This window comes from Marinobacter sp. NFXS11 (genome assembly GCF_040148675.1).
Classification (GTDB): Bacteria; Pseudomonadota; Gammaproteobacteria; order Pseudomonadales; family Oleiphilaceae; genus Marinobacter.
In genome coordinates this window covers 186,305-210,669 of the sequence record NZ_JAGDDV010000003.1, presented here as the reverse complement: position 1 = coordinate 210,669, position 24,365 = coordinate 186,305, and the positions used below count along the sequence as shown (strand labels likewise).

Here is a 24,365-nt window from a genome sequence, read left to right as displayed (position 1 = left end):
GAGACAGTCATGACCGTGTCTGTTGATAAAGAAGAACTGGCGATGTTCCGGGATTCCGTGATCAAAGTCCTGGATAAAGAAGTGACGCCACACTACGAAGCCTGGGAAAAATCCGGGCTGGTTCCTCGCGAGCTCTGGAACACCCTGGGCAACGCCGGGATGCTGTGCGTGGATGTGCCCGAGGAGTGGGGCGGTATCGGTGCGCCTTTCCAGTTTTCCGTGGTGGTGGGTGAAGAGCTTGCCCGCATGGGGTTCGGCGCGCTGTCCACCAACGTGATGGTGCATTCGGATATTGTTGCTCCCTATCTGAGCCACATGGGTAATGAAGAGCAACGGCAGCAGTGGCTGCCCAAGCTGGTTTCCGGCGAAGCCGTTGGCGCCATCGCCATGACCGAGCCCGGTGCCGGCAGTGACCTGCAGGCGATCCGCACCAGTGCGGTGAAGGATGGCGATGACTACATCCTGAACGGCTCCAAGACCTTCATCACCAACGGTCAGCACGCCGACATGGTCATCGTCGCCGCGAAAACCGACCCGAAGGCCGGCGCCCGCGGCATCAGCCTGTTCCTGGTGGATACGTCATTGCCGGGCTATAGCAAAGGCCGCAACCTGGACAAGATCGGCCAGCATTCCGGGGATACCTCCGAGCTGTTCTTCTCCGACATGCGCATCCCGGCTTCCGCGCTTCTTGGCGAAGAGGGGCAGGGGTTTGTTTACCTGATGAAGGAACTGCCCCGGGAGCGGCTGGTAATTGGCGCCCTTGGCGTGGCTGCCGCCCGTGGCTCCCTGGATCTGACCATCGCCTACGCTCAGGAACGGGAACTGTTTGGGCAGAAGCTGGCCCAACTGCAGAACACCCGATTTGAAATCGCGCGCATGGAAACCGATTACCGGGTGAATAAGGCGTTCGTGGACCAGTGCATTGACCAGTACGACCTGGGTGAACTGGATGCGCCCACTGCCTCCATGGCCAAGTACAGCGCCACTGAAATGCAGTGCCGCGTGGCCGATGGCTGCCTGCAGCTGTTTGGCGGTTACGGCTACACCACGGAGTACCCAATTTCCAGAGCCTTTATCGACGCGCGGGTGCAGCGAATTTACGGCGGCACCTCGGAAGTCATGAAAGAAATCATTGCCCGCTCTGTGCTGGGCAAAGCCTGATTAAGTGAGGAAAACCATGAGCAACAACGACGTAGTGATTGCAGGATCAGCGCGTACCCCCATGGGTGGCATGATGGGCTCCCTCAGCTCCGTGCGCTCCCCGGAACTGGGCGCCATCTCCATCAAGGCCGCCATTGAACGCTCCGGCCTTCAGCCGGCGGATGTGCAGGAAGTGATCATGGGCTGCGTACTGCCCGCCGGCCTGGGCCAGGCCCCGGCCCGCCAGGCTTCCCGTGCTTCCGGCATCCCCGACAGCTCCGGCTGCACCACCATCAACAAGATGTGCGGCTCCGGTATGCAGGCGGTGATTATGGCCCACGATCAGATCAAGGCCGGTACCAACAACATCATGATCGCCGGCGGCATGGAAAACATGAGCCAGGCGCCGTACCTGCTGCCCAAAGCCCGTAGCGGCATGCGCATGGGCCACGGCCAGGTGATGGACAGCATGTTCCTCGACGGTCTGGAGGACGCCTACGAAGGCGGCCTGATGGGTGTCTTCGCACAGCGCACCGCTGATAAATACGACATCAGCCGTCAGGCCATGGATGAATTTGCCATCGGCTCCCTGCAGAAATCCCTGGCAGCCATCGAAAACGGTTGGTTCCGCGACGAGATTGTTCCGGTCACCGTTTCCGGTCGTGGCGGCGACACCGAAGTCGACACCGACGAGCAGCCGGGCAACGCAAAGCCGGAGAAAATCCCGCACCTGAAGCCGGCTTTCGCCAAAGACGGTTCCGTGACTGCGGCCAACTCCAGCTCCATCAGCGACGGTGCCTCCGCCCTTGTGCTGGCCTCCGCCGCCGAAGCCGACGCCCGTGGCCTGACACCCCAGGCCCGTATCGTGGCCCACGCCACCCACGCCCGCTTGCCGGCCGAGTTCACCCTGGCGCCTATTGGCTCCATCGAGAAGGTGCTCAAGAAAGCCGGCTGGACCGTGGACGACGTGGATCTCTTCGAGATCAACGAAGCCTTCGCGGTGGTGACCCTGGCGGCCATCAACGAACTGAAACTCCCGGCCGATAAGGTCAACGTCCACGGTGGCGCCTGTGCCCTGGGGCACCCGATCGGTTCTTCCGGTTCGCGGATTATCGTTACCCTGATCAATGCCCTGAAGCAGCGTGGCCTGAAGCGCGGTGTGGCTTCGCTGTGTATTGGTGGTGGCGAGGGGACTGCGGTTGCCATTGAGTTGATCTGATTTGTCAGACTGGTCCTCATTGTAGCCTGCTTGTTTAGGGGCGGGCCTGCGGGGTGGCCGGTGGATTTTTCTTGGAAAAAGCAACTCGCTTTGCTCAGACATCTTTTTCCGGCGAAAAATCCACCGGTCACCCCGCGCCGAGATGCCCCGGAGATATCGCCAAGTTAATGACCCTTTGATATCAGTCATGCGCCCCAACGGCTGATTTGCTAGCCTTCAATGCATTGAAAGTCCCCGGCATTGGAGAAAGAACCCCCGTGCGAAAACGCCACGAGTTTATTGAGGAATCCCGCAAACAGTGGAGTTCCGAGCCTGCGTTTGTGGCTTCGATGGCTGCAGCGGCTGTGGGGCTCGGGAACCTGTGGCGGTTTCCGTACATGGTGGGGGAGAACGGTGGTGGCGCTTTTGTGGTGGCTTATCTGCTGGCGCTGATTGTGGTGGTTTTGCCCATCATGATTCTGGAAGTGTCGGCCGGGCGTCTTTCCAAGGGCAGTACGGTTCAGACCTACCGGCAGGTGAACCGCTTCGGGGTGGTGTACGGCTGGTTCGTGGTGCTGATCACCGTTGCCATCACCAGCTATTACCTCGTGATCACCGGCTGGACCCTGGGTTATGCAGTGGATGCGGCAACAAACAACCTCCAGGTTTTTGATGACTTTACCGCGGGGTACAACTCGCTTTGGTATTTTTTCGCGGTCACTGTGGTGGGGGCGATCATCCTGGCCAAGGACGTAACAGCGATCGAGCTGTTGTCGAAGATCCTGATGCCGGTATTGATCGTTGTGATGATCGGGCTGGTGATTCTGGCCAGCCGCACATCCGGCTGGGAGCAGACCAAGGATTTCTTTTTTCAGGTGGACTGGAGTCGCCTCACGGACGGCAAGCTTTGGGCGTTTGCCTTCGGCCAGGCGTTCTATTCTCTGGCGATTGGCCAGGGTTACCTGGTGACCTATGGCAGCTTTATTCCCCGGCAGACCCACGTGCCCCGGGCCTGTCTGATTGTTGCAGGTACCGAGACCAGTGTGGCGCTGCTGGCGGGCTGGATGATCTTTCCGTTTGTGTTCAGCCTGGGTATGGAGCCGACGGAGGGCAGTCAGTTGGCGTTTGTGACCATGCCGCGGGTGTTTGAGGATATGGCTGGTGGCTATTGGGTCGGTACGCTGTTTTTCAGCCTGTTTTTTATGGCGGCATTCAGCTCCAGCCTGGCCGGGCTGAAGGTGATGATTGCCGCAGTGGCAGAGGAGTTCCGCCTCAGCAATGGCAAGGCCGTCAGTCTTGTCACCCTGATCATGCTGGTGCTGGGCACGGCGTCGGCGCTGAGTTTCACACCGCTGGAATGGAACATCGCCGGTGAGCCGGTGCTGGATGTGATCGACCGGGTGGCCGGGGGTAATGTGATCATCTTCTCCGGGGTGTTGGGCGCCGCTTTGTTCTGCTGGTTTATTCCGCCCGAGAAGATCCGGACAGTGCTGGGTACCCAGAGCCGTTGGTGGGAGTGGCGGATCTACCTGATTGGCCGCTATCTGCCGCTGGTGATGCTGTTCTGGATTGTGGTGACCTACGCCCTGAACCAGGTGGGCATTACTCCGGCCTGACCTGGAAATCTCTCGGTTCGATCTTCAGCTTTTTCAGGCGCGAGGTCAGCGTGGTTGGTTTGACGCCAAGCATGGCGGCCGCGCCGTCGTCACCAAAGACCCGGCCACTGCTCATGGTAAGGGCCCGGGTGAGGTTCTGTTTCTCCAGCTCCCGCAGCTCCTGTTCCGTCATCAAGTCACCGCTGTAATGTCTCGCCGGGGCCACTTCTGCCGGGGTGGTTCGGGCTGCGGATTCCGGACCTGGCAGGTCCAGATCCAGCCGACCGTCTGAGGTGATTACCTGGCGCTCGATCACGTTCTCCAGCTCCCGCACGTTGCCGGGCCAGTGGTAGGCTTTCAGGGTTTCAACGTCACGCTCTTTCAGGGCCAACTGCGGGCGGTTGAACTTCTGGCAGGCCCGGTTCAGAAATTCCTGGGCGAGGATGGGAATATCCTCCAGGCGCCGGCGCAATGGCACCGACTCGATGGGGAACACGTTCAGGCGGAAATAGAGATCTTCCCGGAAAGTTTTCTCCTGGACTTCCGATTTCAGGTCCCGGTTGGTGGCGGCAATCACACGAACATCCACCGCCCGGGTGTTGTTTTCGCCCACACGCTCGAATTGCTGATCCTGGAGTACCCGGAGCAGCTTGCCCTGAAGTTCCAGCGGGATTTCACCGACTTCGTCCAGGAAGAGCGTGCCGCCATCGGCGAGTTCGAATCGGCCCACCCGGTCGCTGACGGCACCGGTGAACGCGCCTTTGATATGGCCGAAGAACTCACTCTCGAACAGATCCTTGGGGATGGCCGCACAGTTCACCCGAATCAGGGGGCGGTCTCTGCGGCTGCTGGACTGATGGATGGCACGGGCGATCAGCTCCTTGCCTGTGCCGGATTCACCGGTGATCAGCACGTTGGCATCCGTGGGCGCCACCATACCGATGCGCCGCACGATCGCTTTGATTGCCTCGCTCTGGCCAAAGATTTCGTGGAAATGATACTCGGCACTGAGCTCCTCCTGTAGATAGGCATTCTCCATTTCCAGCCGGTGTTTGAGGGTTTCCACCTCTTCTAGCGCTTTCTGCAGCTCTTTCTGGGCTTCCTGGCGCGCAGAGATATCCCGGAACACCACCACCGCGCCCACCGGATGACCGTTGTCCAGAATCGGTGTGCTGGTGTATTCCACCGGGAAGCCGCTGCCGTCCTTGCGCCAGAACCAGTCTTCGCCCACGCGTTTCACGCTGGCATCCCGGAACGCGGAGTAGATTGGGCAGTCCTTGAGGGGATACAGGCTGCCATCGGCATGGGAGTGGTGCACCACGCGGTGCAGAACCCGCCCCATAAGCTCGTCAATTCGCCATCCCAGCATCCGCTCGGCTGCAGGGTTTGCGAAGGTGCCTCGCCCCTCGGCATCCACCCCGTAGATGCCTTCGCCGACGGCATGGAGGATCAGCTGGTTTTCCCGCTCCATGTCCTTGAACAGCTCTTCCACCCGCCGCCATTCAAGCAGGCCGCCCCGATGGTAGTGGTTGGCGTCGTGGCGTTCCCGCAGGGTGCGGAGCTGGCGACGATCCCTCAGTAACAGCAGCACATTCTGTGTTTCCGCCTCGCCGACCCGGGATGAGGAGATTTCCAGTTCCACGGTGTGGCCGTCCCGATGCTGGAGAAAGAAGTCGCGGCTCCAACCGTGACTGCGAAACAGGGTTTCCTCGGTGAAGGCAATCAGTTGGGGACGCTGGTCGGTGAACAGGTGGGTGCATGGCGTTCCGACGAGAGATTGCCGATCGGTGCCGATCATCCGGCCCATGGCACTGTTGGCAGACAGAATCAGATCCCTGCCTGCATCTACCAGCAGCGCAGCCTCTGGCAGGTGGTCGATCCAGTTTCCGGTAACGTCCTGGGCATTGATGGCTTCGGTATTCATGGCGATGTCCTGGGGTCAGTCCGGGAAGACAAAACAAACCCTGTGCCAACTACGAAAAATCGCAGTAAAGACTACGAGAAATCGTGAATCACGAAAGTTCGTAGTCGTTCTGTTTGCAGGCATTTGGATATTATTTAAATAAAAACAGTCAGTTAAAAAAATAACCGGACTTGGCACAAACCCTGCGATACCTATCTCAGAACGCGGAGCCGACCCGACCATTTTCAGCCTCGGGCCCGAGCCGCACCTTTGTTGCACCGTGAGAGTGCAGAAATAACCCAAAACTTAGGTCCCAAACCCAGGAGAGTGCGCCATGACCACGAAAAGCCTTGGAAACCCGTTTGACGGTGACAAGTCCCTGATTCATGCCAAGACCTGCGGCTGCCCCGAGTGCAAACCCGGCGACAGCACCCCGTCGATTTCCCTCGATCTCAAGTCCTCTGCCGGCCAGCAGGCAGTTGCTGACGAGCATCTGGATTCAGAAGCGATGATGGATCGCGCCATCGAAGGCGCGGTGGTCCGCTCGGTGTTTGGTCACAACGAACACAGCCGGCGCGCCTTCATGAAAATGATGGGCGCGGGCACTGCAGCGGCGGTTCTGGGTAGCGTGTTCCCGATGGAGAAGGCCAAGGCCGCGGTAAAGGAATCCCTGGGCAAGCTTGAGAAGACCAAGCTGAACGTTGGTTTTGTGCCGATCACCTGCGCCACGCCCATCATCATGGCCCACCCGATGGGCTTTTATGAGCGTTATGGCCTGGATGTGACCGTTACCAAGACCGCAGGTTGGGCGGTGGCCCGGGACAAGTCCCTGGCTGGCGAATACGACGCCTCGCATATGCTTACTCCCATGCCCCTGGCGATGACCATGGGCGCGGGCTCCACACCGGAGCCGTTCATCATGCCGGCCGTTGAAAACATCAATGGCCAGGCCATCGTGCTGCACGTCGACCACAAGGACAAGCGCGACCCGAAACAGTGGAAAGGCTTCAAGTTTGGCGTGCCGTTCGAGTACTCCATGCACAACTTCCTGTTGCGTTACTACCTGGCCGAGAACGGTATCGACCCGGACAAAGATGTGCAGATCCGTGTGGTCCCGCCACCCGAGATGGTTGCCAACCTCCGCGCCGGTAACCTGGATGGCTACCTGTCACCGGATCCGTTCAACCAGCGTGCCGTTTGGGAGAAGGTGGGCTTCATCCACATGCTGACCAAGGACATCTGGGAAGGCCACCCGTGCTGCGCCTTTGCCTGCAGCAAGCAGTTCGCGACCCAGAACCCGAACACCTACGGCGCCCTGTTGCGCGCCATCATCGACGCGACGCAGTACTCCAACAATCCGGATAACCGTAAGGAAATCTCCGAAGCCATCGCACCCAAGAACTACCTGAACCAGCCGGTACCGGTGATTCAGCAGGTGCTGACCGGCTACTACGCCGATGGCCTTGGCGAGGTAAAAGACGTGCCGGACCGCATCGACTTCGACCCGTTCCCGTGGCACTCCATGGGCGTGTGGATCCTCACCCAGATGAAGCGCTGGGGTTATATCGAGGGTGATGTGGACTACAAAGGCATTGCCGAGCAGGTCTACCTGGCGAGCGAGACCGGCAAGATCATGGAAGAACTGGGTTACACCGCTCCGGACAAGACTTACAAGACCCACACCATCATGGGCAAGACGTTCGATTCTGATCGTGCCGAAGAATACGCACGCAGCTTCGACATCGGGAGGGTGTAACCATGGCTTCCCTGAACGTCCGGGCAGCACTGCTGTCGGTGTCGTTCCTGATTCTGGCCCTGGGGCTCTGGGAAATGGCAACCCAGCCCCCGGAGGCCCAGACAGGACTGACCGAATACGAAATGCTGATGGGTGGGGTAGAGCAGGAATCCCGGGTGCCGCCGCCCTCGGCGGTGATCAAGCTGGCCTGGGCGGAGTTGTCCGATCCGTTCTATGACGCCGGCGCCAACGACAAGGGTATCGGCATCCAGCTGGCCTATTCAGTGTACCGGGTACTGACCGGCTACCTGGCGGCCATGGCCATTGCACTGCCCGTCGGGTTCCTGATCGGCATGTCGCCGCTGATGTACAAGGCCCTGAACCCGTACATCCAGGTGTTGCGGCCGATCTCGCCGCTGGCCTGGATGCCACTGGCCCTGTTCATCATCCAGGACTCTGATGCCTCGGCGATCTTCGTGATCTTTATCTGCTCGATCTGGCCCATGCTGCTGAACACCGCCTTTGGCGTGGCAAACGTTAGGCAGGACTGGGTCAACGTGGCCCGCACCCACGAACTCGGGCCCCTGCGAACCGCTGTTACCGTGATCCTGCCGGCCGCCGCACCCACGATCCTGACCGGTATGCGGATCTCGATCGGCATCGCCTGGCTGGTCATCGTGGCCGCGGAAATGCTCGTGGGCGGCACTGGCATTGGCTATTACGTGTGGAACGAATGGAACAACCTGGATCTGGCCAGTGTGATCTTCTCCATCCTGATGATCGGGGTGGTGGGCATGCTGCTCGACCTGGCCCTGGGCAAGGCCCAGAAACTGGTGGAATACAAAGAATGAGCGGTCCGGCACCGGTTTCCGGTGCCGGCCTCAACCCTCCGAACGGAGACCTGTTATGAGTAAATCATTCCTGGAAGTAGATGGTCTGTCCAAGGTTTACCCGGACGGCCAGGGCGGTGAGCTGACCGTCTTCGAGGATATCCGCTTTGCCCTGGAGAAAGGTGAGTTCGTTTGCATCATCGGCCACTCCGGTTGCGGCAAATCCACCATCCTGAACGTGCTGGCAGGCCTGGATGAAGCCAGTGCCGGCAACGTGCTGATGAACGGCAAGGAAATCAAAGGTCCCGGCCTTGAGCGGGGTGTGGTGTTCCAGAACTACAGCCTGCTGCCCTGGAAAACCACCCTGAACAACATCGTCTTCGCCGTACGTGCCCGCTGGCCCGAGTGGTCCAAGGAAAAGGTGAAAGAGCACAGCGAACGCTACCTGAAAATGGTTGGTCTGGACCACGCGCTCAACCGCAAACCGTCCCAGCTGTCCGGCGGCATGCGTCAGCGGGTAAGTATCGCCCGGGCCTTCGCCACCCAGCCGGAACTCCTGCTGCTGGATGAGCCGTTCGGTGCGCTCGATGCGCTCACCCGGGGCGTGATTCAGGACGAACTGGTGAAAATCTGGGAAGAAACCCGCCAGACCGTGTTCATGATCACTCACGATGTGGATGAGGCGATCCTGTTGTCCGACCGCATTTTCCTGATGTCCAACGGCCCCAATGCCCGCATCGCCGAAAGTGTGAAAGTGGACATTCCGCACCCGCGGGCCCGGGCCACCATCTTCCAGAACCCGGCCTATCACAAGACCCGGGACTACCTTGTGGACTTCCTGGTGAACCGCAGCGGCTCGGCCCTGCCGGAAAAAGACGGTACCCCGAAGATCGTGGAACCCGCCAAAGGGGTTGCCCAGGCAACGCCAGAGTCTGACGAATCTGAAACTGCCGCTCGCGCGGTGAATGCCTGAAATCTAAAGCCAAGAGAGGAAACAGCCATGATGAACAAAGAACTGATGACCGCAAAAATCCTGGAAGCCAAAGTTTCCAAGGGCATAACCTGGGAATCCATCGCCGAAACCATCGGCATGTCCCCGGTATTCACCACCTCAGCGGCCCTGGGTATGAACAGCCTGACCGAAGACAAGGCTTTTGCCCTGTGTGAAATCCTCGGTCTCGACAAGCCGGTGGCAGAAGCGCTGCAGGTCTGCCCCAAGAAAGCCTGGGACGGCGCCGTTCCGCAGGATCCGCTGATCTATCGTTTGTATGAGGTGGTGGGTGTGTACGGCGATACCATGAAAGAACTGATCCATGAAAAATTCGGCGACGGTATCATGAGTGCCATCGATTTCACCATGGACATCGAGAAGGAAGAGAATCCCAAGGGCGACCGTGTTGTCGTGACTATGAACGGGAAGTTCCTGCCTTACAAAGCATGGTAATCCCAGATACTGTAACCTCGGAGGTCCGGTCCTTTTAGCCTGTTGGTTGAGGGGCGGGCTTGCGGGGTGGCAGGTGGAGTTTTTCTTGGAAAAAGAACTCGCTTCGCTCAGACACCTTTTTCCGGCTAAAAATCCACCTCCCACCCCGCGCCGACGTGCAGCACGGGTTCACCAGCTTAAAGACTTTTATGCTTTTGTAGGTTGGATTAGCCGCAGGCGTAATCCAACGGGTTTTGTCGGATTACGCTCCGCTAATCCGACCTACGAACTCCCCTCCGCGTTAAATCTTTCGTCTTTCATTCGGCATATCGTTTCTGCCCGTCGGTAGGGGGTGGGGGTATCTTTTCTGATAGGGAAAAGATGTCTGAGCGCAGCGAGTTGTTTTCCCCGAAGAAAAGATACCCCCACCCCCGTACCTGCCCGCAAAACCTCAGGCTACCGAAGACAATCTCCCAGGTTCAGGCCGAACGAGACCGGGCCACAGATCCAGCCGCGAGGGCAACCTCGGCAACCGTGTGAAGCTTCTCCAGTTGCGATTGCAACATGGCAATCGGCCGGGTGCCCTCCAGGGTGAGGGCGATATTCAGATGCTCGCCGGCGGTTTCCACCGCCATGGTGGCGATCCGGAACCCGCGGATGCGGACCACCTGGCAGAGCCGCTCCAGTGCGGCCGCTTCGTGGGTCATTCGGCAGTTGATGGTGTAGCTGGGCGTTGAAGGCTGGCTTTGCGGGTTCATGCAACTTGCTCCTTGCTGGCTTTGGCGGTGCGGGCGGTTTCGTCGATCATGTCCGTGTTGCTGGCGCCGGGTTTGACGATGGGCCATACGTTTTCATCACGGCTGATGGCCACGTGCAGCAGCATCGGGCCGTTGAAGGCCAGGATGGTTTCGATGCCGCGACGGATCTGGTCGGTGCGCTCGATGTACAAGGCCGGGATGTCGAAGGCCCGGGCCATGGCAACGAAGTCCGGATTGTCGTCCAGGTTTATCTGGCTTTCCCGGTTGTTGTAGAACAGTTCCTGTTGCTGGCGGACCATGCCCAGGCACTGGTTGTCCATGACGATCAGTTTTACCGGCAGGTTGTAGCGGCGGATGGTGGCCAGTTCCTGGGCGTTCATCATGAACGAGCCATCGCCGGTTACGTTGATGACGGTGCTTTCGCGATCCGCAAACTGGGCCCCAATGGCGGCAGGCAGGCCGAAGCCCATGGTGCCGAGGCCGCCGCTGGTCAGGTGGTGGCGTGGGTGATCGAACTCATAGTGCTGCGCTACCCACATCTGGTGCTGGCCAACGTCGCAGGCGATCACGGTGTCGTCCGGGGCAATCCGGGAGAGTTGGCGGATAAACGCTGGGCCAGTTATTGGGGCCAGGGGCTCTTCGTTGTCAGCGGCGTGGAAGCCGCCGGTGGTGTACCAGGTGCGGCACTGTTTCTGCCACTCGCTGATGGCCAGTGGGTCCGTCTGCAATGCGCCCGCCAGTGATTCCAGAATGGCGTTCAGATCGCCGCGGATGGCCAGATTGGCGTCGCGCAGTTTGTTGATTTCGGCTGCGTCCGCATCGATGTGGATCATCCTGGCGTTGGGCGCAAAGCCGTCCAGTTTGCCGGTGGCCCGATCGTCCAGGCGGGCGCCGATGACCAGCAGCAGGTCGCACTCGTCGACGGCTTTGTTGGCGGCGCGTGAGCCGTGCATGCCCAGCATGCCCAGGTTGTAGGGGTTGTGTTTGCCGGGGTTGCCGATGCCTTTCAACGTTACAACTGCGGGCAGGGCGGAGGATTCGGCAAAGGCCCGGAAACTGTCCTCGGCGTGGGCCAGGCTGATGCCGCCGCCGCTGTAGAGCAGGGGCTTGCGGGCGGCGCGCAGCATCGCCAGGGCTTCTGTCAGGTCTGTCGAACCCGTTTCACAGGGCTCAGGTTCAGGGGAGGGCGCATCGGCCGCTTCGGTCAGCAACAGGTCTTTGGGGATATCAATCCAGACCGGCCCCGGCCGTCCACTCTGGGCCAATTCGATGGCCTCTTCCATGATGGCGGGCAGGCTGTTTGCATCGTCAATCAGGTAGCTGTGTTTAACGATACCCAGGGTCATGCCCAGAACATCGGTTTCCTGGAAAGCATCGGTGCCGATCAGGCCCGAAGGAACCTGGCCGGTAATGACCAGCATGGGAATGGAATCCCGATGGGCGTTTGCAACCCCGGTGATCAGGTTGGTGGCACCGGGGCCGGAGGTGGCAATGCACACGCCCAGCTTGCCACTGGCCCGGGCATAGCCGTCTGCGGCCAGAGCGCAGCCTTGTTCGTGGCGGCACAGCACGTGCTCCACGCCCACATCGTCCACCAGCGCGTCGTATAGCGGCATGATGCAGCCGCCCGGATACCCGAAAACCGTGCTGATGTTGTGGCGGTGGAACGCTTCAAGAATGTGCTGTGCGCCGTTCATGGTCGTTTTTCCCTTTTCTTTTGCCGTAAAAAAAGAAACCCCCGGGACCTTTCGGTGCCGGGGGTTTCTGGTGTCTTGTCAGGTTTGTCGCTATCTCACCCGCTTGTCCACGCAGAAGCCCCCGGACGGTACCACGACCACCAGGACGAGCTTCACAAGGACAATCACTGCGTTGAGATTCATAAAATCGACAGTCTGCTCTGAATTCGTAAAAAGATTCTGTGTAGAATCTACCCCACGTTTTTAGCCGGATGCAACCGTTAATTACCGGTTTTTTCTGCCACCCTTCGATTCAGGAACAGTGAGCATTCAATGACGAAAGCAAAATGGGGTTCTCTGGGACTGTCACTTCTGATTGTGATCGCACTGGTGATATGGATGGCGACCGGCGAGGTGAAGGTGGCCAGTGACGAGGCTCCAGAGCGTCAGGAAAGCGGCGATGGTCAGCTCACAACGGTGCAGGTGGAAACCCTGGCGGCGCGGCTTCATGAGCCTGGCTTGATGCTGCAGGGTCAGCTGGAACCCTGGAGTTCGGTGATGCTGAGTGCCCAGGTGCCGGGCCGTGTGGAATCCCTGGCGGTGGGTCTTGGAGAACAGGTTCGGGAAGGGCAGACGCTGCTGAAAATTGCCGATGAAGGTCGGAGCGCTGAGGTTTTGCGCTGGCAGTCACGGGTTCGGAAACTGGAAGCGGATCTTTCAGCCGCTCGCCGGCTGCGGGCTAACAATCTCGCTGCGGAATCCGAGGTGCTGGCTCTGGAAAGCGAACTCGCTGCGGCCAGTGCCGAGCTGACAAGCGCCCGCCAGGCCATCAGCCACCTCACTCCGGAAGCGCCTTTCGACGGCACCATTAATCGCAAGTCGGTGGACACCGGCGATCTGGTGCAGGTGGGTTCACCTTTGTTTCAGCTGGTGAGGGTGGATCGCCTGAAAGCCACGGGTCAGATTCCCCAGCAGTCGGTGGGTGATGTGGCACCGGGCCAGGCGGTTCGTGTGGACTTGCTGGATGGCAGCCGTCTTTCTGGCGTGGTGACCTTTGTAGCCAGTGCCGCCTCTCCTGAAACCCGAAGTTTTGCCGTGGAAATCGCGGTGGAGAATCCGGATCGCAAACGAGTGGCGGGCGGCAGCGCCAGCCTGCGGGTGGCATTGCCTGAGGTGAAGGCAATGTTTATTTCGCCCGCCTACCTGTCGCTCGGGGATGACGGTCGTCCCGGAGTGAAGTACGTGAACGGTGAGAACCGCGTCGAGTTCGGTTCAGTGAAGCTACTGAGCGTCTCCACCGAGGGCGCCTGGGTTACCGGCTTGCCGGACGAAATTCGCCTGATTACCCGGGGCGGTGGTTTTGTGAGCACCGGTGAACAGGTCGTACCGGTCGACGCCGCTGAAGACAGGGGCTAGGCCAGATGCGCGCACTGATCTTTGCAGCCATTGATCGCAGCCGTACCACGTTACTGACGCTGTTGTTCCTGATTCTCGGCGGTATTGCCGCATTTCAGACCATCCCGAAGGAAGCCAATCCCGACGTCACCATTCCGATGATCTATGTCTCCATGACTCTGGACGGCATCAGCCCGGAGGACGCCGAGCGTCTGTTGGTGCGGCCCATGGAGCAGGAACTGCGCTCACTTGAGGGGATCAAGGAAATGCGGGGCACGGCCTCCGAAGGCCATGCCTCAGTGATACTGGAGTTCGATGCCGGATTTGATCCGGACAAAGCGCTGCAGGATGTTCGAGAGAAAGTGGATACGGCTCGCACCAAGCTGCCCCAGGAAGCAGATGAGCCCAGGGTGAACGAAATCAACGTGTCCCTGTTCCCGGTGTTGTCCGTCGGTCTGTCGGGGCCATTGTCTGAGCGCGAGCTGATCACCATCGCCCGCCGGTTCCAGGATGCCATCGAGTCCATTCCGGAAGTCCTGGAGGTGGAGATTGGTGGCGACCGTGAAGATCTGCTGGAAGTCGTGGTGGACCCCCAGGTCCTGGAAAGCTACGGCATCGACTTTGACCAACTGGCTTCCCTTGTAACCCGCAATAACCAGCTGGTGGCGGCTGGCTCCCTGGATACCGGCAACGGCCGTATGGCGCTAAAGGTGCCCGGTGTTATCGAGACCATCGAGGATGTGATGTCCATGCCGGTGAAGGTGGACGGCGACACGGTCGTTACGTTTGGCGACGTGGCCATGCTCCAGCGCACCTTCAAGGATCCGACCGGTTTTGCCCGCATTAATGGCGAGCCGGCGCTTGTGCTGGAAGTGTCCAAGCGCTCGGGCGCCAACATTATCGAGACCATTGCCCAGGTTCGTGAATTGATCGACCAGGCCAGGCCTCAACTGCCGGACTCGCTGGAAATCCGCTACATCATGGACCAGTCCGAGGAAGTGCGGGACATCCTCAGTGATCTGCTGAACAACGTGCTCACTGCTATCGTTCTGGTTCTGATTGTAGTGATCGCCGCCATGGGGCCGCGTTCTGCGGTGATGGTGGGGCTGACGATTCCAGGTGCTTTCCTGACCGGCATTCTCGTGATCTGGAGCATGGGGCTCACGCTCAATATCGTGGTGCTGTTCAGCCTGATTCTGGTAGCGGGCATGCTGGTGGATGGCGCCATCGTGGTCTCGGAGCTGGCGGACCGGAATCTGTCGGAAGGGCAGACCGTTAAAAATGCCTGGGCCGAGGCAGCCAGTCGCATGGCCTGGCCCATCATTGCTTCTACGGCGACGACCCTCGCAGTCTTTGTACCCCTGCTGTTCTGGCCTGGTGTGGTAGGGGAGTTTATGAAGTTTCTGCCGCTGACAGTCATCATCTGCCTGATCGCTTCCCTGGCCATGGCGCTGGTGTTCCTGCCCGTGTTGGGCAGCACCAGTGGGGGTCGGCGGGCGCGGCAGGGTCACTCGTCGGGACGCCTGATGGAGGGCTATCGGCAGGTACTGGCATTGTTGCTCAGGTCACCGGGGCTAACGTTGATTGGTGTGCTCTGTGTGATTGCAGTGATCTATGCCGCGTATGCGCGTTTTAATCATGGGGTGGAGTTCTTTCCCAGTGTGGAGCCGGATTCGGCCCAGGTGCAGGTGAGGGCAAGAGGCGATCTTTCGGTGTGGGAAAGAGACGCGATAGTCCGTGAAGTGGAGCAGCGTCTTCGGGGCATGCCGGAGGTGAAGGCGCTGTATGCCCGTTCGATGGTCAGTGCCGGTTCGCAGTTGGCACCGGATGTGATCGGCGTTCTTCAGTTCCAGTTTACTGACTGGTTCACCCGGCGCCCCGCCAGTGCCATTCTCGAAGATTTCCGCGAAATGACCTCGGATATTCCTGGTATTGAGCTGGAGTTCCGCAAGCAGGAAGGTGGACCCGCTGAGGGCAAGCCAATAGAGCTGCAAGTGAGCAGCCGGGAGGCGAACAGTCTCAACGGCTACGTGGACGAAATCAAAGACCGTATGCGGGAGCTGGGTGGCTTCGTGGATATCGAAGACGACCGTAGTCTACCGGGCATCGAGTGGCGGCTGCAGGTTGACCGGGAAGCCGCAGCCCGCTTTGGTACCGATGTGCTGGGAATTGGCAGTGCTGTGCGCCTGGTCACCAACGGTCTCGTTCTCGCCACTTATCGCCCCGAGGATGTGCGGGATGAAGTCGACATTGTGGTGCGTGTACCCAACAACTGGCGGGAACTGGACCACCTGCAACGGCAAACCATTCACACCCCTCGCGGCCAGGTACCGCTGTCGGAATTTGTGGACCTTCGACCCGGTGACAAGACCAACAGTATTGTCCGGGTGGATGGCCAGCGTACGGTGACGATTAAGTCCGATCTGGGCCAGGGGCGCAGGGTGGATGAGTTGCTGCGCTCGTTGCAGGCAGAAATGCCGGAGCCACCGGAAGGCATTTCGGTGAAGTTTGCCGGCGAGAACGAGGATCAGCAGCAGGCTTCCAACTTCCTTGCCACGGCGTTTCTGGTGGCCATCGGGCTGATGCTTCTGATATTGGTGACCCAGTTCAATTCCCTGTACCAGACCTTCCTGATTCTTTCCGCCATTGTCCTGTCCACGGCCGGAGTATTGCTCGGGTTGCTGGCGACCGGTCAGTCGTTTGGCATCGTGATGGTGGGTATGGGGACGATTGCCCTGGCGGGCATTGTGGTGAATAACAACATCATTCTGATCGACACCTACAACCAGATGCGCAAGGATGGAGTTGAGTCCTACGAGGCGGCCCTGGAAACCGGTTGTCTGCGTTTGCGGCCGGTGTTGCTTACGGCAATCACCACGGTGTTGGGCCTGACGCCCATGGTCCTGGGGGTCAATGTGGACCTGCTGACGCCCTCGCTGGGCCTTGGTGCGCCATCAACCCAGTGGTGGACCCAGCTGTCCAGCGCCATCGCCGGAGGGCTGACCTTCGCGACCGTGCTGACGCTGTTGCTCACGCCAGCATTGCTGGTTCTGGGGAGTCGGGCCAGTCAGGCCTTCGGGAGGCTGACTGGCCGGTTCCGCAGCGCTTAGAGCTTGATGCGGTTTGCCAGTTCCTGGGCCCTGTTTGCCATGGCCTCGAGCTCTGGCACGGTGCGCAGGTTGTTCTCAGCTGCCTTGTGCATGGCCTCTGAGGTTTCGGCCACATCCGTGACATTGCGGTTGATGTCTTCACAGACACTGGTCTGTTCTTCGGCCGCTGTAGCAACCTGGGTTGTTGCGTCGTTGATGCTGCCCATGCGCCGGTTGATTTCGGCCAGGGTGGCGCGTACAGCTTCAACGGCCTCACTACTTTCCTGGGCTACAACGCCTGAGGCCTGCATGAACTCGGTGGCATCCCGCGAAGCCCCACTGATGGCGCCGATGATCTGGTCGATTTCCACGGTGGCTTCCTGGGTCTTTGCCGCGAGGTTCCGGACTTCATCGGCAACCACCGCGAATCCCCGACCTGCGTCGCCGGCCCGGGCCGCCTCAATGGCGGCGTTCAGTGCCAGCAGGTTGGTCTGATCTGCAATTTCCCGGATAACCTGCATGACGTCACCCACTTTTTTGCCGTCGCTGGCGAGCTGGTTGACGGTATCGGCCGAGCTTCGGATCTGGTCGGTCAGGCGGCGCATGCTGTCTACCGCCTTGTTGATCTGAGAATCCGCCGTAGCAGTCTCATCCGATGTCTGACTGACTTCGGTGGCCACGGAGGCAGCGTGGCTGGCCACGTCCTCGGCGGTGGCGGACATTTCGTTCATGGCAGTGGCGATCTGTTCAATGCGCTGGTGGGCAAGGTCGGACTGGCTGACGACACTGTCGGCGTTCTGGCGGATCAGGTCGCCGGTTTCGTTCAGTTGCCTGGCATTCTCGCTCAGCTGGGTTCCGGTATCGCTGAGGAAACGGTGTAGGCTTCGGGCGGCGTCGGCAAGTTGCCCCAGCTCGTCGGCACGCTGCATCGTGACCGGATCGGACAGGTCGCCGTCCCCAAGACGGGAGATCTGTAGCGTGAGTTTCTGGGCGGGACGAACCACACCGGACAGTAGAATCATGATCAGGGCGATGGTGCCCAGAACAATAGCGGCAATCAGAAGACCCGCCACCATCCAGCTACGCTCAGTGACAACGGTGTTTAGGGTTTCGGCCCTGGCGAGGCTGTCTTCTCGAACCGCCGTTGCCGCATCTACGATCAGTCTGGCGGGTTCACGGTCTATTCCCTGGACCGCTGCATCGCCCGCGTTCGGATCGAATCCTGACCGGGTGAAGGCCTCGAATCCTTCACGATAGGCTCGTCCCATAGCTCGATGTGCCTGTTTGAAATCAGACATCAGCGTTTTTGCCTCGGGCTCCTGAATTCGGGGAATGAGTTCATCAAGCTGGCTCTGGATCGACGCTTCACGCTCCTGGAACCGGGTCCAGTATTTTTCGAGCTGGTCTGCGTCCGATCCGCGGATCAGGACGTTTTTCCACTCCTGGACCTGGGTCTTGAATTCAGAAAGCACATCCTGGGCTTCGAGGGCGCTCACCATTTGGGTGCTGACGAGATCGTTGAAGTTATCTTTGACTTTCAGAGAGAAATTCAGGTAAACCACTGCCACCGCAGCGACGATAAGGTTCGCCGTCAAAACGACCAGAAGAACCCGGTTGAGTATGCTTTTCGAGTACCAGTTCATTGGTAAGTCCTGAATTCGATCGGGGTTAGAGGTGTGTCGTTAGTGTATACGTGCAGTTAGTTGATTAGGTTATCAAGTATGGTATCGGCCGTTCGGTAGTGCTCTTGACTGAATTTGGCTCTTTTGAATATGAAACTTTTATGACACCTTCCCTATGAGTAATCCACTGACTGTTCTGTTTCGGGACGACTACCTGCTGGTCGTCCACAAGCCCGCGGGGCTGCTGGTTCACCGGAGCCCCATCGACAAGCATGAAACCGAGTTTGCCTTGCAATATGCCCGAGCGCTGAATGGTGGGCAGCATGTTTACCCGGTGCACCGCCTGGACCGTCCAACCTCCGGCATTCTGGTGTTTGCCAGGGACAGCGATACGGCCCGTTCGCTCGGCCTGGCGATGATGGCCGGTGAGGTAGGGAAAACCTATCTGGCGATGGTGCGTGGCTGGCCGCCGGAACACGGGGAGATTGATTATCCCCTGAGAGAGGAACCGGAGGACCGACGGCTGAAAGGGGAGGAACAGCCGGTGCGGGACGCTCTCACTCACTACCGCACGCTGGCGACGACCGAGATACCGGTCGAGATCGAGAAATACCCGAGCAGTCGCTATGCCGTTGTTGAACTGAACCCGAAAACCGGCCGAAAGCACCAGTTGCGCAGGCACATGAAACACATCAACCACCCGATCATTGGCGATGCCAATCACGGCCGGGGCCGCCACAATCGCTATTTTGCAGAGCGATTCGGCCAGGGGCGGTTGATGCTGGCAGCAACCCGGATGGCATTCCGACACCCTGTTTCGGGTAAACCAATGACCATTAGCGCCGCGCCGGAGGCGAGTTTTCTGGAGGTGTTATCGCTATTCCCGGGATTTGACGGGCAGGATCACTCGGGAAAATAGCGCTTGATAAACTCTGGGTAGGGAAGCGGTTTGCTGTAACGGTAGCCCTGAAGGTAGTCGCAGCCTTTCTCGAACAGCCAGCTTTCATGGGCTTCGCTCTCCACACCTTCGGCAACGACAGAAAGGCCAAGCCCCCTGGCCAGACCAATGATCGACAGGGTAATTGCGCAATCGTTCTCGTCATCCGGGAGGTTATTGATAAACGAACGGTCGATCTTGATCCGGGAGAAGGGCAGGCTCTTGAGCCGGGAGAGCGATGAGTAACCGGTGCCAAAATCGTCGATGGCGAGCTCGGCGCCAGCCTCTACCAGTTGCTCCAGAACACGACCAATCACACTGAAATCGCCCTGGATGGAGTCTTCCGTCACTTCAAACTGCAGTGCACTGACCGGCATCCCCTGGTTTCGGCAGATCTCCTTTACCAGCTCAGGTAGCTCTGGGACCAATACCTGCTCGGCTGACAGGTTGACCGAGACCGTAGGCATCGGGATGTTCCGGTCTTTCGCGTCGCGCCAGTGCGCGCAGACGTTTCTCAGCACACACGCTCCCAGCTCATACATCAGCCCGGCGCTTCGCGCCACATCCAGGAATTCAATCGGAGACAGCCAGCCACGTTGTGGATGCTGCCAGCGAACCAGGGCCTCTGCGCTTTCCAGCTGAGTTCCCGTGCGGTCCATGATTGGCTGGTAGAAGACATCCAGGCCATCGGTTTTGAGTGTTTCCCGAAGTTCGCTTTCCAGCGCAAACCGGGAGCGGGCTGTCATCTGGATTTCCGAATCGAACAGAGTGGATCGGTCCCCGCCCTGCCGTTTCGCATGGTACATGGCAGCTTCTGCACCTCTAAGCAGTTCTTCTGGCTCATGGCAATCGCCCGGGAAGTGGCAGATGCCCATGCTGGCACTGACATTCAGATCCTGGTCGGATACCCGGATCGACTGGCGGATACGGCCCTGAATTTCACGGATCACGTCATCCAGAAAGCTCGGCATGGTGTAGTTGCGAATGACCAGGGCAAACTCATCCCCGCCAATGCGAGCCAGGAAGTCTTTACCCGCCAACTGGATTTCTTGCAGGCGCTGGCCAATATCGGCAATAACCTGATCCCCTGCCTGCGGGCCCAAACCATCGTTGATGGTTTTAAGGCGGTCAACGTCGATCCAGAGCAGGGCCAGACTGCCGGTCCCCCGACGTTTGATCTTACGCACCAGATGGTTCAGCCGGTCGCGCAACGAATCAATGTTAGCGAGGCCGGTGAGGGAATCGTACCGGCTGACGTATTCCAGGGCCCGTTTGGACCTCAGCCATGCCTCGTGTGTGTTCATGAGGCTGATGGTGTCAGCGATGGCGGCGGCCAGGGAGATATCCGGGACTGACCAGTCGCGGCGCACTCCCGATTCGAGGCAGACAACCCCGCTGAGCTGTTCGCCATCGAAGATAGGCGCGTCCAGCATGGAGTGGATGTTCTGCAAGGAAAGATAGTCGCGGTCGAAAGAACGGGTACGGACATCAGTGTGGGCATCGTCCACTGCAATGACCCGCTCTTCGGTGATGGCGCGGAAGTATTCGGGGTGGTCTGATCGGAACAGGTTGAACTCTGCGCCATTCTGCGCGACGCAGCTGTTGCGACCGGGCAGCTCCTTGTCGTGCAGCCACTCGCAGGTGATCCGGTCCCGTTCCGGAGGGAAAAGCCAGACACTCGCCCGTTTCACGCCCAATAGCCGGGTGCACAGCTCCATGAGGGCTGCCAGCTTCCGGGGGCGGGGCATCTCGATAAAGCTGATATTGTGGCTCAGCTCCATCAAGGCCTTGTGATGAGTCACAAGGACTTCACTGTCACGCATGGCCGTGCTCAATGTGTTGTCCCTTTACTTGAAATACGAACGGCCCCAAGTCTCGGTTCGGTGGAGAGTTAAGTTGATCCCTGAGCTTCCTAAAGAATATGGCAGCTGTTTTTATAAGTGTCCAACTTCAAACGGTATTTGCCAGTGAATCCCTGGCGTTTCGGTCTTCACTGCTGAGACTGTTTCGACTGAAATCGCAAAGCAGCGGCCACGGATGGTCGGCTTCCAGCGTGAAGGCGATATCCAGCAGCGTGCGTTCACCTCCGTGACGCCCCATGAACTGGACGGATACCGGCAGTTGATCAGGCGTGTGGCCCATGGGCAGCGAGATTGCCGGTGCGCCCGTGGCGTTCGCCAGAGGGGTGAAGCTGACATACTTGCGCAGTCGCTCGAACAGGGTATCAAAAGGCACATCGGGGCTCAGGTGGCCAAGGGCGGGTGTGGTGTGGCCAAGTACAGGCGTGAGCACGGCATCAAAACCGGCCATGGCATGTGCATAGTCGTGCCAGGAACGCTTGAGCCGCCAGAGCGCGGTTGGCAGGCGCCAGAACTGTCGCCGGAACATCCTGTCGAGGCCGTTGGTCAGGCCGTCTGTTTGGTGTTTGTCGAAGGCCGGGGAAAGCAGTTTTCTGCCGTTGGCCCTGACGCCGAAGGCCAGCAGTGACCAGTAGAGGGCGAAGTCGTCAGGGAAGGCGCTGTGCGCCGGTACGGGAACAGGTTCAATCTGGTGTCCCAGTTTTTCCAGCCTGAGCGCGGTTTCTTCGACGGTCTGTCGGGTGATGTCGTCGGTTTTGTGGCCATTGATGGAGTCCAGCACCAGACCAATTCTCAGGGGTCGGCCTGACGGGCCCTCAATGCGGCCAACCGCCGGTAGCTTTGGATTGCGGTAGTAAGTCTCGGCCTGCTCGAAAAAATTGGCGGTATCCCGCACCGAGCGCGTCACCACACCCTCGCTGATAATGTTGATCGGCAGGGAGGCCGCCGCCTCGTTGTCTATCAATCGTCCTCGTGTGGGCTTAAGGCCGACCAAGCCGCAGCAGGCGGCCGGAATTCGTATGGAGCCGCCGCCGTCATTGGCGTGGGCAATGGGAACCACGCCGGCCGCCACCAGTGCTGCCGAACCACCTGAGGAGGCTCCGGAGGAATAGGCCAGGTTCCATGGGTTACGCGTTGCCGGGGCATGAGCAGGCTCGGTTGTGGCGTTAAAGCCGAATTCCGGTAGTGTGCTTTTGCCCAGGCACAGAAAACCCTGGGCAAGCAGCTGTCGGGCAAATGGACTGGTGTCGGACGCAGGAACGTTGGGCACTGCCAGGGAGCCGTGTCGTGTAGTCATGCCCGACACGTTGGTGTTGTCTTTGATCAGCGTGGGAACGCCGCGGAACCGGGGAAAGGAATCGGTTTGTTCGGTTGCATCCAGCTTTGATGCAGTCTGGAGGGCCTGATCGTAATCCGCCGACGCCACGCCATGGATCAGCGGCTGGGAAGCCTTTGCGCGGGCGATGGCGGCGCGGGTGAGTTCCGTGATCGAAATCTCCCGGCGGCGGACCCTTTCCGCAAGGGTGGTGGCATCATCGCGCCCCATCGCGTCGTTGCAAAAACCATGGCAAGAGTGCGGGGTTCCTGGGGCGCTCATAACAAAAACTCTCCATGAAAATGATCCACTTACTCTACTGCATTTAAAAACGTGATGACATGTCATTTTAGGTAGGCTGAACGGTCTGGCGCCTGCGCAGGGCCTTTTCACAGACCTTTTCAGAGCATAAGCTGTCGGTCTCAGCCAGTTTTAAGCGATCCCGATGGAATTTACTGAACCCCTCGTCCGCCACTTTCTCGGCATTTTCTTCCTGATGATCGGTCTGCAGTTCGCTGGCCGCAGCATCGGGCTGTCTCAGCGTATGCACTTTTCGCACATCAACTATGGTGAGCGCGGAAGTGCGCCCTGGTGGCATCGACATACCTTCAATGTGTTTCGTGCGCTCATTCTGGGCATCTGCGTGGCGCGGATTTTTGCCGACATCGACGGCTGGCTGGGGGTTTTCGGGCATCTCTATTATTGGCCAGTGTTGCTGGCCGGCATGCTGCTGCTGATGGTCTCGTTCACCGTCGTGAATTACCTGCAGGCCTATATGCACGAGGACTGGCGCTCTGGCATAGACCCGCGCAAGGATCAGCGCAAACTGGTGACAAGCGGGCCATTTGGCCGCACCCGGAATCCCTTGTTCCTGGCCGTAATGGCTGGGCAGCTCGGTTTTTTCCTGGCGTTACCCAGCGTGTTTTCCCTCGTATGCCTGGTGGCGGGTGTGCTGGTTATTACCCGCCAGGCCCGGGAGGAGGAGAAGGCGCTGGCGGATAAATTCGGGGAGGACTACGAGCGTTATCGGGTGCGGGTACCCCGCTGGTTCTGACGCGATAGCGGAAGCAGGCATTACGCCGATTTTTTTCGCGCTTCCTTGATCACATCGTAGGCATGACTGATTTCGCGGGTGCGTTCCTCCGCCATCTCCCGCATGCTCTCTGGTAATCCCCGGCCCGCGAGTTTATCCGGGTGGTTCTCGCTCATCAGCTTGCGGTAGGCCTTCTTGAGCTCAGAGTCGCTGGCAGAAGGCGATACCCCAAGCACCTTGTAGGCGTCGCTGATCTGATCGGCCGAGGAAGGTTGGCCAGCGCCTGCCCGGTTGGTGTGGGCGCCACGGAGCATGGCTTCCAGCTGGTCCACCTGGCTCTCGGGCAGCCCCAGCCCGCGGGCGATTTTTACCAGCATTTCGTGTTCGGCAGGGTGCACCTTGCCGTCCGCAGCCACGGCCGAGACCTGGACCTGCAGGAACATCTGCAGAAACGCGGGTTGGCGTCCGCTGGCCTGGAGGAACCGGTTCAGCTCGGCATCCAGATCGAAGTCTGGCTCCTTGCCCCGGTTGAAGGCGGCTTTGGCCTTCGCCTTCTGGTCTTCATTCAGGCGGAAGCGCACAAACATGGCTTCGGCCATCTGGATTTCATCCCTGGATATCACGCCGTCTGCCTTGCACAGGGCGCCCATCACCGCAAAGACCGAGTCAATAAAGCCCGACTGGATGCTCTGCAGCTTGCCAATCAGGCGGCGCTTGAGAAGGTTCAAGAGAAAAGCGCCAATTGCCGCACCTATCAGAAAGCCCGGGAATTTGCCAAAAGCGTAGCCAATCAGACCGCCAATTATGATTGCAAACAGCATTACTAAGTCCTTAACAGGAATGAATCAGCCCATAGA

Annotated in this window: 18 protein-coding genes; 11 read left to right on the top strand and 7 right to left on the bottom strand. The window is 59.3% G+C overall.

The window, feature by feature from the left end; genetic code table 11:
• Positions 1 to 9: 9 nt before the first annotated feature.
• The 3 genes from J3362_RS16600 to J3362_RS16590 all read left to right on the top strand — a co-directional run bounded on the left by J3362_RS16600 (position 10) and on the right by J3362_RS16590 (position 3,954).
• The gene (locus J3362_RS16600; RefSeq protein WP_349521232.1) at positions 10 to 1,161 is read left to right on the top strand and encodes an acyl-CoA dehydrogenase family protein; all 1,152 of its coding nucleotides are present in this window, start codon (positions 10 to 12) and stop codon (positions 1,159 to 1,161) included.
• A 16-nt stretch (positions 1,162 to 1,177) separates the two neighbouring features.
• Complete coding sequence (locus tag J3362_RS16595; RefSeq protein ID WP_349521230.1) at positions 1,178 to 2,359, top strand: thiolase family protein; 1,182 nt, start codon at positions 1,178 to 1,180, stop codon at positions 2,357 to 2,359.
• 257 nt (positions 2,360 to 2,616) lie between these two features.
• Positions 2,617 to 3,954, top strand: coding sequence for a sodium-dependent transporter (locus J3362_RS16590; protein ID WP_349521227.1), 1,338 nt, complete (start codon positions 2,617 to 2,619; stop codon positions 3,952 to 3,954).
• Here J3362_RS16590 and J3362_RS16585 read toward each other — a convergent pair.
• Complete coding sequence (locus J3362_RS16585) at positions 3,941 to 5,857, bottom strand: sigma 54-interacting transcriptional regulator (RefSeq protein ID WP_349521225.1); 1,917 nt, start codon at positions 5,855 to 5,857, stop codon at positions 3,941 to 3,943. The two genes, J3362_RS16590 and J3362_RS16585, sit on opposite strands and share 14 nt — an antisense overlap.
• A 313-nt stretch (positions 5,858 to 6,170) precedes the next feature.
• Between J3362_RS16585 and J3362_RS16580 the strand changes: the two genes are divergently transcribed.
• From J3362_RS16580 to cynS, 4 genes are read left to right on the top strand one after another with little or no spacing between them, the layout of a single operon-like run.
• Positions 6,171 to 7,592 (top strand): ABC transporter substrate-binding protein, encoded by a 1,422-nt coding sequence (locus J3362_RS16580; RefSeq protein ID WP_349521223.1) that lies wholly within the window; start codon positions 6,171 to 6,173, stop codon positions 7,590 to 7,592.
• Between the two features lie 2 nt (positions 7,593 to 7,594).
• Positions 7,595 to 8,422, top strand: coding sequence for a nitrate ABC transporter permease (gene ntrB / locus J3362_RS16575; protein WP_349521221.1), 828 nt, complete (start codon positions 7,595 to 7,597; stop codon positions 8,420 to 8,422).
• Between the two features lie 55 nt (positions 8,423 to 8,477).
• Positions 8,478 to 9,374, top strand: coding sequence for an ABC transporter ATP-binding protein (locus J3362_RS16570; RefSeq protein ID WP_349521219.1), 897 nt, complete (start codon positions 8,478 to 8,480; stop codon positions 9,372 to 9,374).
• A gap of 27 nt (positions 9,375 to 9,401) precedes the next feature.
• Complete coding sequence (cynS, locus tag J3362_RS16565; RefSeq protein WP_148607877.1) at positions 9,402 to 9,845, top strand: cyanase; 444 nt, start codon at positions 9,402 to 9,404, stop codon at positions 9,843 to 9,845.
• Between the two features lie 458 nt (positions 9,846 to 10,303).
• Here the strand turns inward: cynS and J3362_RS16560 are convergent, their stop codons facing one another.
• Both J3362_RS16560 and ilvG read right to left on the bottom strand, forming a co-directional pair.
• Positions 10,304 to 10,582 carry an ACT domain-containing protein gene (locus J3362_RS16560; protein ID WP_062785269.1) on the bottom strand — a complete coding sequence of 93 codons (279 nt, stop codon included), beginning with the start codon at positions 10,580 to 10,582 and terminating at the stop codon, positions 10,304 to 10,306.
• On the bottom strand, positions 10,579 to 12,279 hold the full coding sequence (gene ilvG, locus J3362_RS16555) for an acetolactate synthase 2 catalytic subunit (protein WP_349521216.1): 1,701 nt from the start codon (positions 12,277 to 12,279) through the stop codon (positions 10,579 to 10,581). Before ilvG ends, J3362_RS16560 begins: the two co-directional genes overlap by 4 nt.
• Positions 12,280 to 12,591: 312 nt before the next feature.
• Between ilvG and J3362_RS16550 the strand changes: the two genes are divergently transcribed.
• On the top strand, positions 12,592 to 13,674 hold the full coding sequence (locus tag J3362_RS16550; RefSeq protein WP_349521214.1) for an efflux RND transporter periplasmic adaptor subunit: 1,083 nt from the start codon (positions 12,592 to 12,594) through the stop codon (positions 13,672 to 13,674).
• 5 nt (positions 13,675 to 13,679) lie between these two features.
• Positions 13,680 to 16,763, top strand: coding sequence for an efflux RND transporter permease subunit (locus J3362_RS16545; RefSeq protein ID WP_349521212.1), 3,084 nt, complete (start codon positions 13,680 to 13,682; stop codon positions 16,761 to 16,763).
• Here the strand turns inward: J3362_RS16545 and J3362_RS16540 are convergent.
• A complete protein-coding gene (locus J3362_RS16540; protein ID WP_349521210.1) occupies positions 16,760 to 18,385 on the bottom strand; it encodes a methyl-accepting chemotaxis protein in 1,626 nt (541 codons plus the stop codon). The genes J3362_RS16545 and J3362_RS16540 overlap by 4 nt on opposite strands.
• Positions 18,386 to 18,539: 154 nt before the next feature.
• Between J3362_RS16540 and J3362_RS16535 the strand changes: the two genes are divergently transcribed.
• Positions 18,540 to 19,283, top strand: coding sequence for a pseudouridine synthase (locus J3362_RS16535; RefSeq protein WP_349521208.1), 744 nt, complete (start codon positions 18,540 to 18,542; stop codon positions 19,281 to 19,283).
• Here J3362_RS16535 and J3362_RS16530 read toward each other — a convergent pair.
• Both J3362_RS16530 and J3362_RS16525 read right to left on the bottom strand, forming a co-directional pair.
• On the bottom strand, positions 19,268 to 21,124 hold the full coding sequence (locus tag J3362_RS16530; protein ID WP_349521206.1) for a putative bifunctional diguanylate cyclase/phosphodiesterase: 1,857 nt from the start codon (positions 21,122 to 21,124) through the stop codon (positions 19,268 to 19,270). The two genes, J3362_RS16535 and J3362_RS16530, sit on opposite strands and share 16 nt — an antisense overlap.
• A 127-nt stretch (positions 21,125 to 21,251) precedes the next feature.
• The gene (locus J3362_RS16525) at positions 21,252 to 22,757 is read right to left on the bottom strand and encodes an amidase (protein WP_349521204.1); all 1,506 of its coding nucleotides are present in this window, start codon (positions 22,755 to 22,757) and stop codon (positions 21,252 to 21,254) included.
• A 163-nt stretch (positions 22,758 to 22,920) separates the two neighbouring features.
• On the opposite strand from J3362_RS16525, the gene J3362_RS16520 reads away from it, so the two are divergent.
• Positions 22,921 to 23,529, top strand: coding sequence for a methyltransferase family protein (locus J3362_RS16520; protein ID WP_349521203.1), 609 nt, complete (start codon positions 22,921 to 22,923; stop codon positions 23,527 to 23,529).
• Positions 23,530 to 23,549: 20 nt separating this feature from the next.
• Here J3362_RS16520 and djlA read toward each other — a convergent pair whose 3' ends face one another.
• A complete protein-coding gene (gene djlA, locus J3362_RS16515) occupies positions 23,550 to 24,329 on the bottom strand; it encodes a co-chaperone DjlA (protein ID WP_349521201.1) in 780 nt (259 codons plus the stop codon).
• Between the last annotated feature and the right edge of the window lie 36 nt (positions 24,330 to 24,365).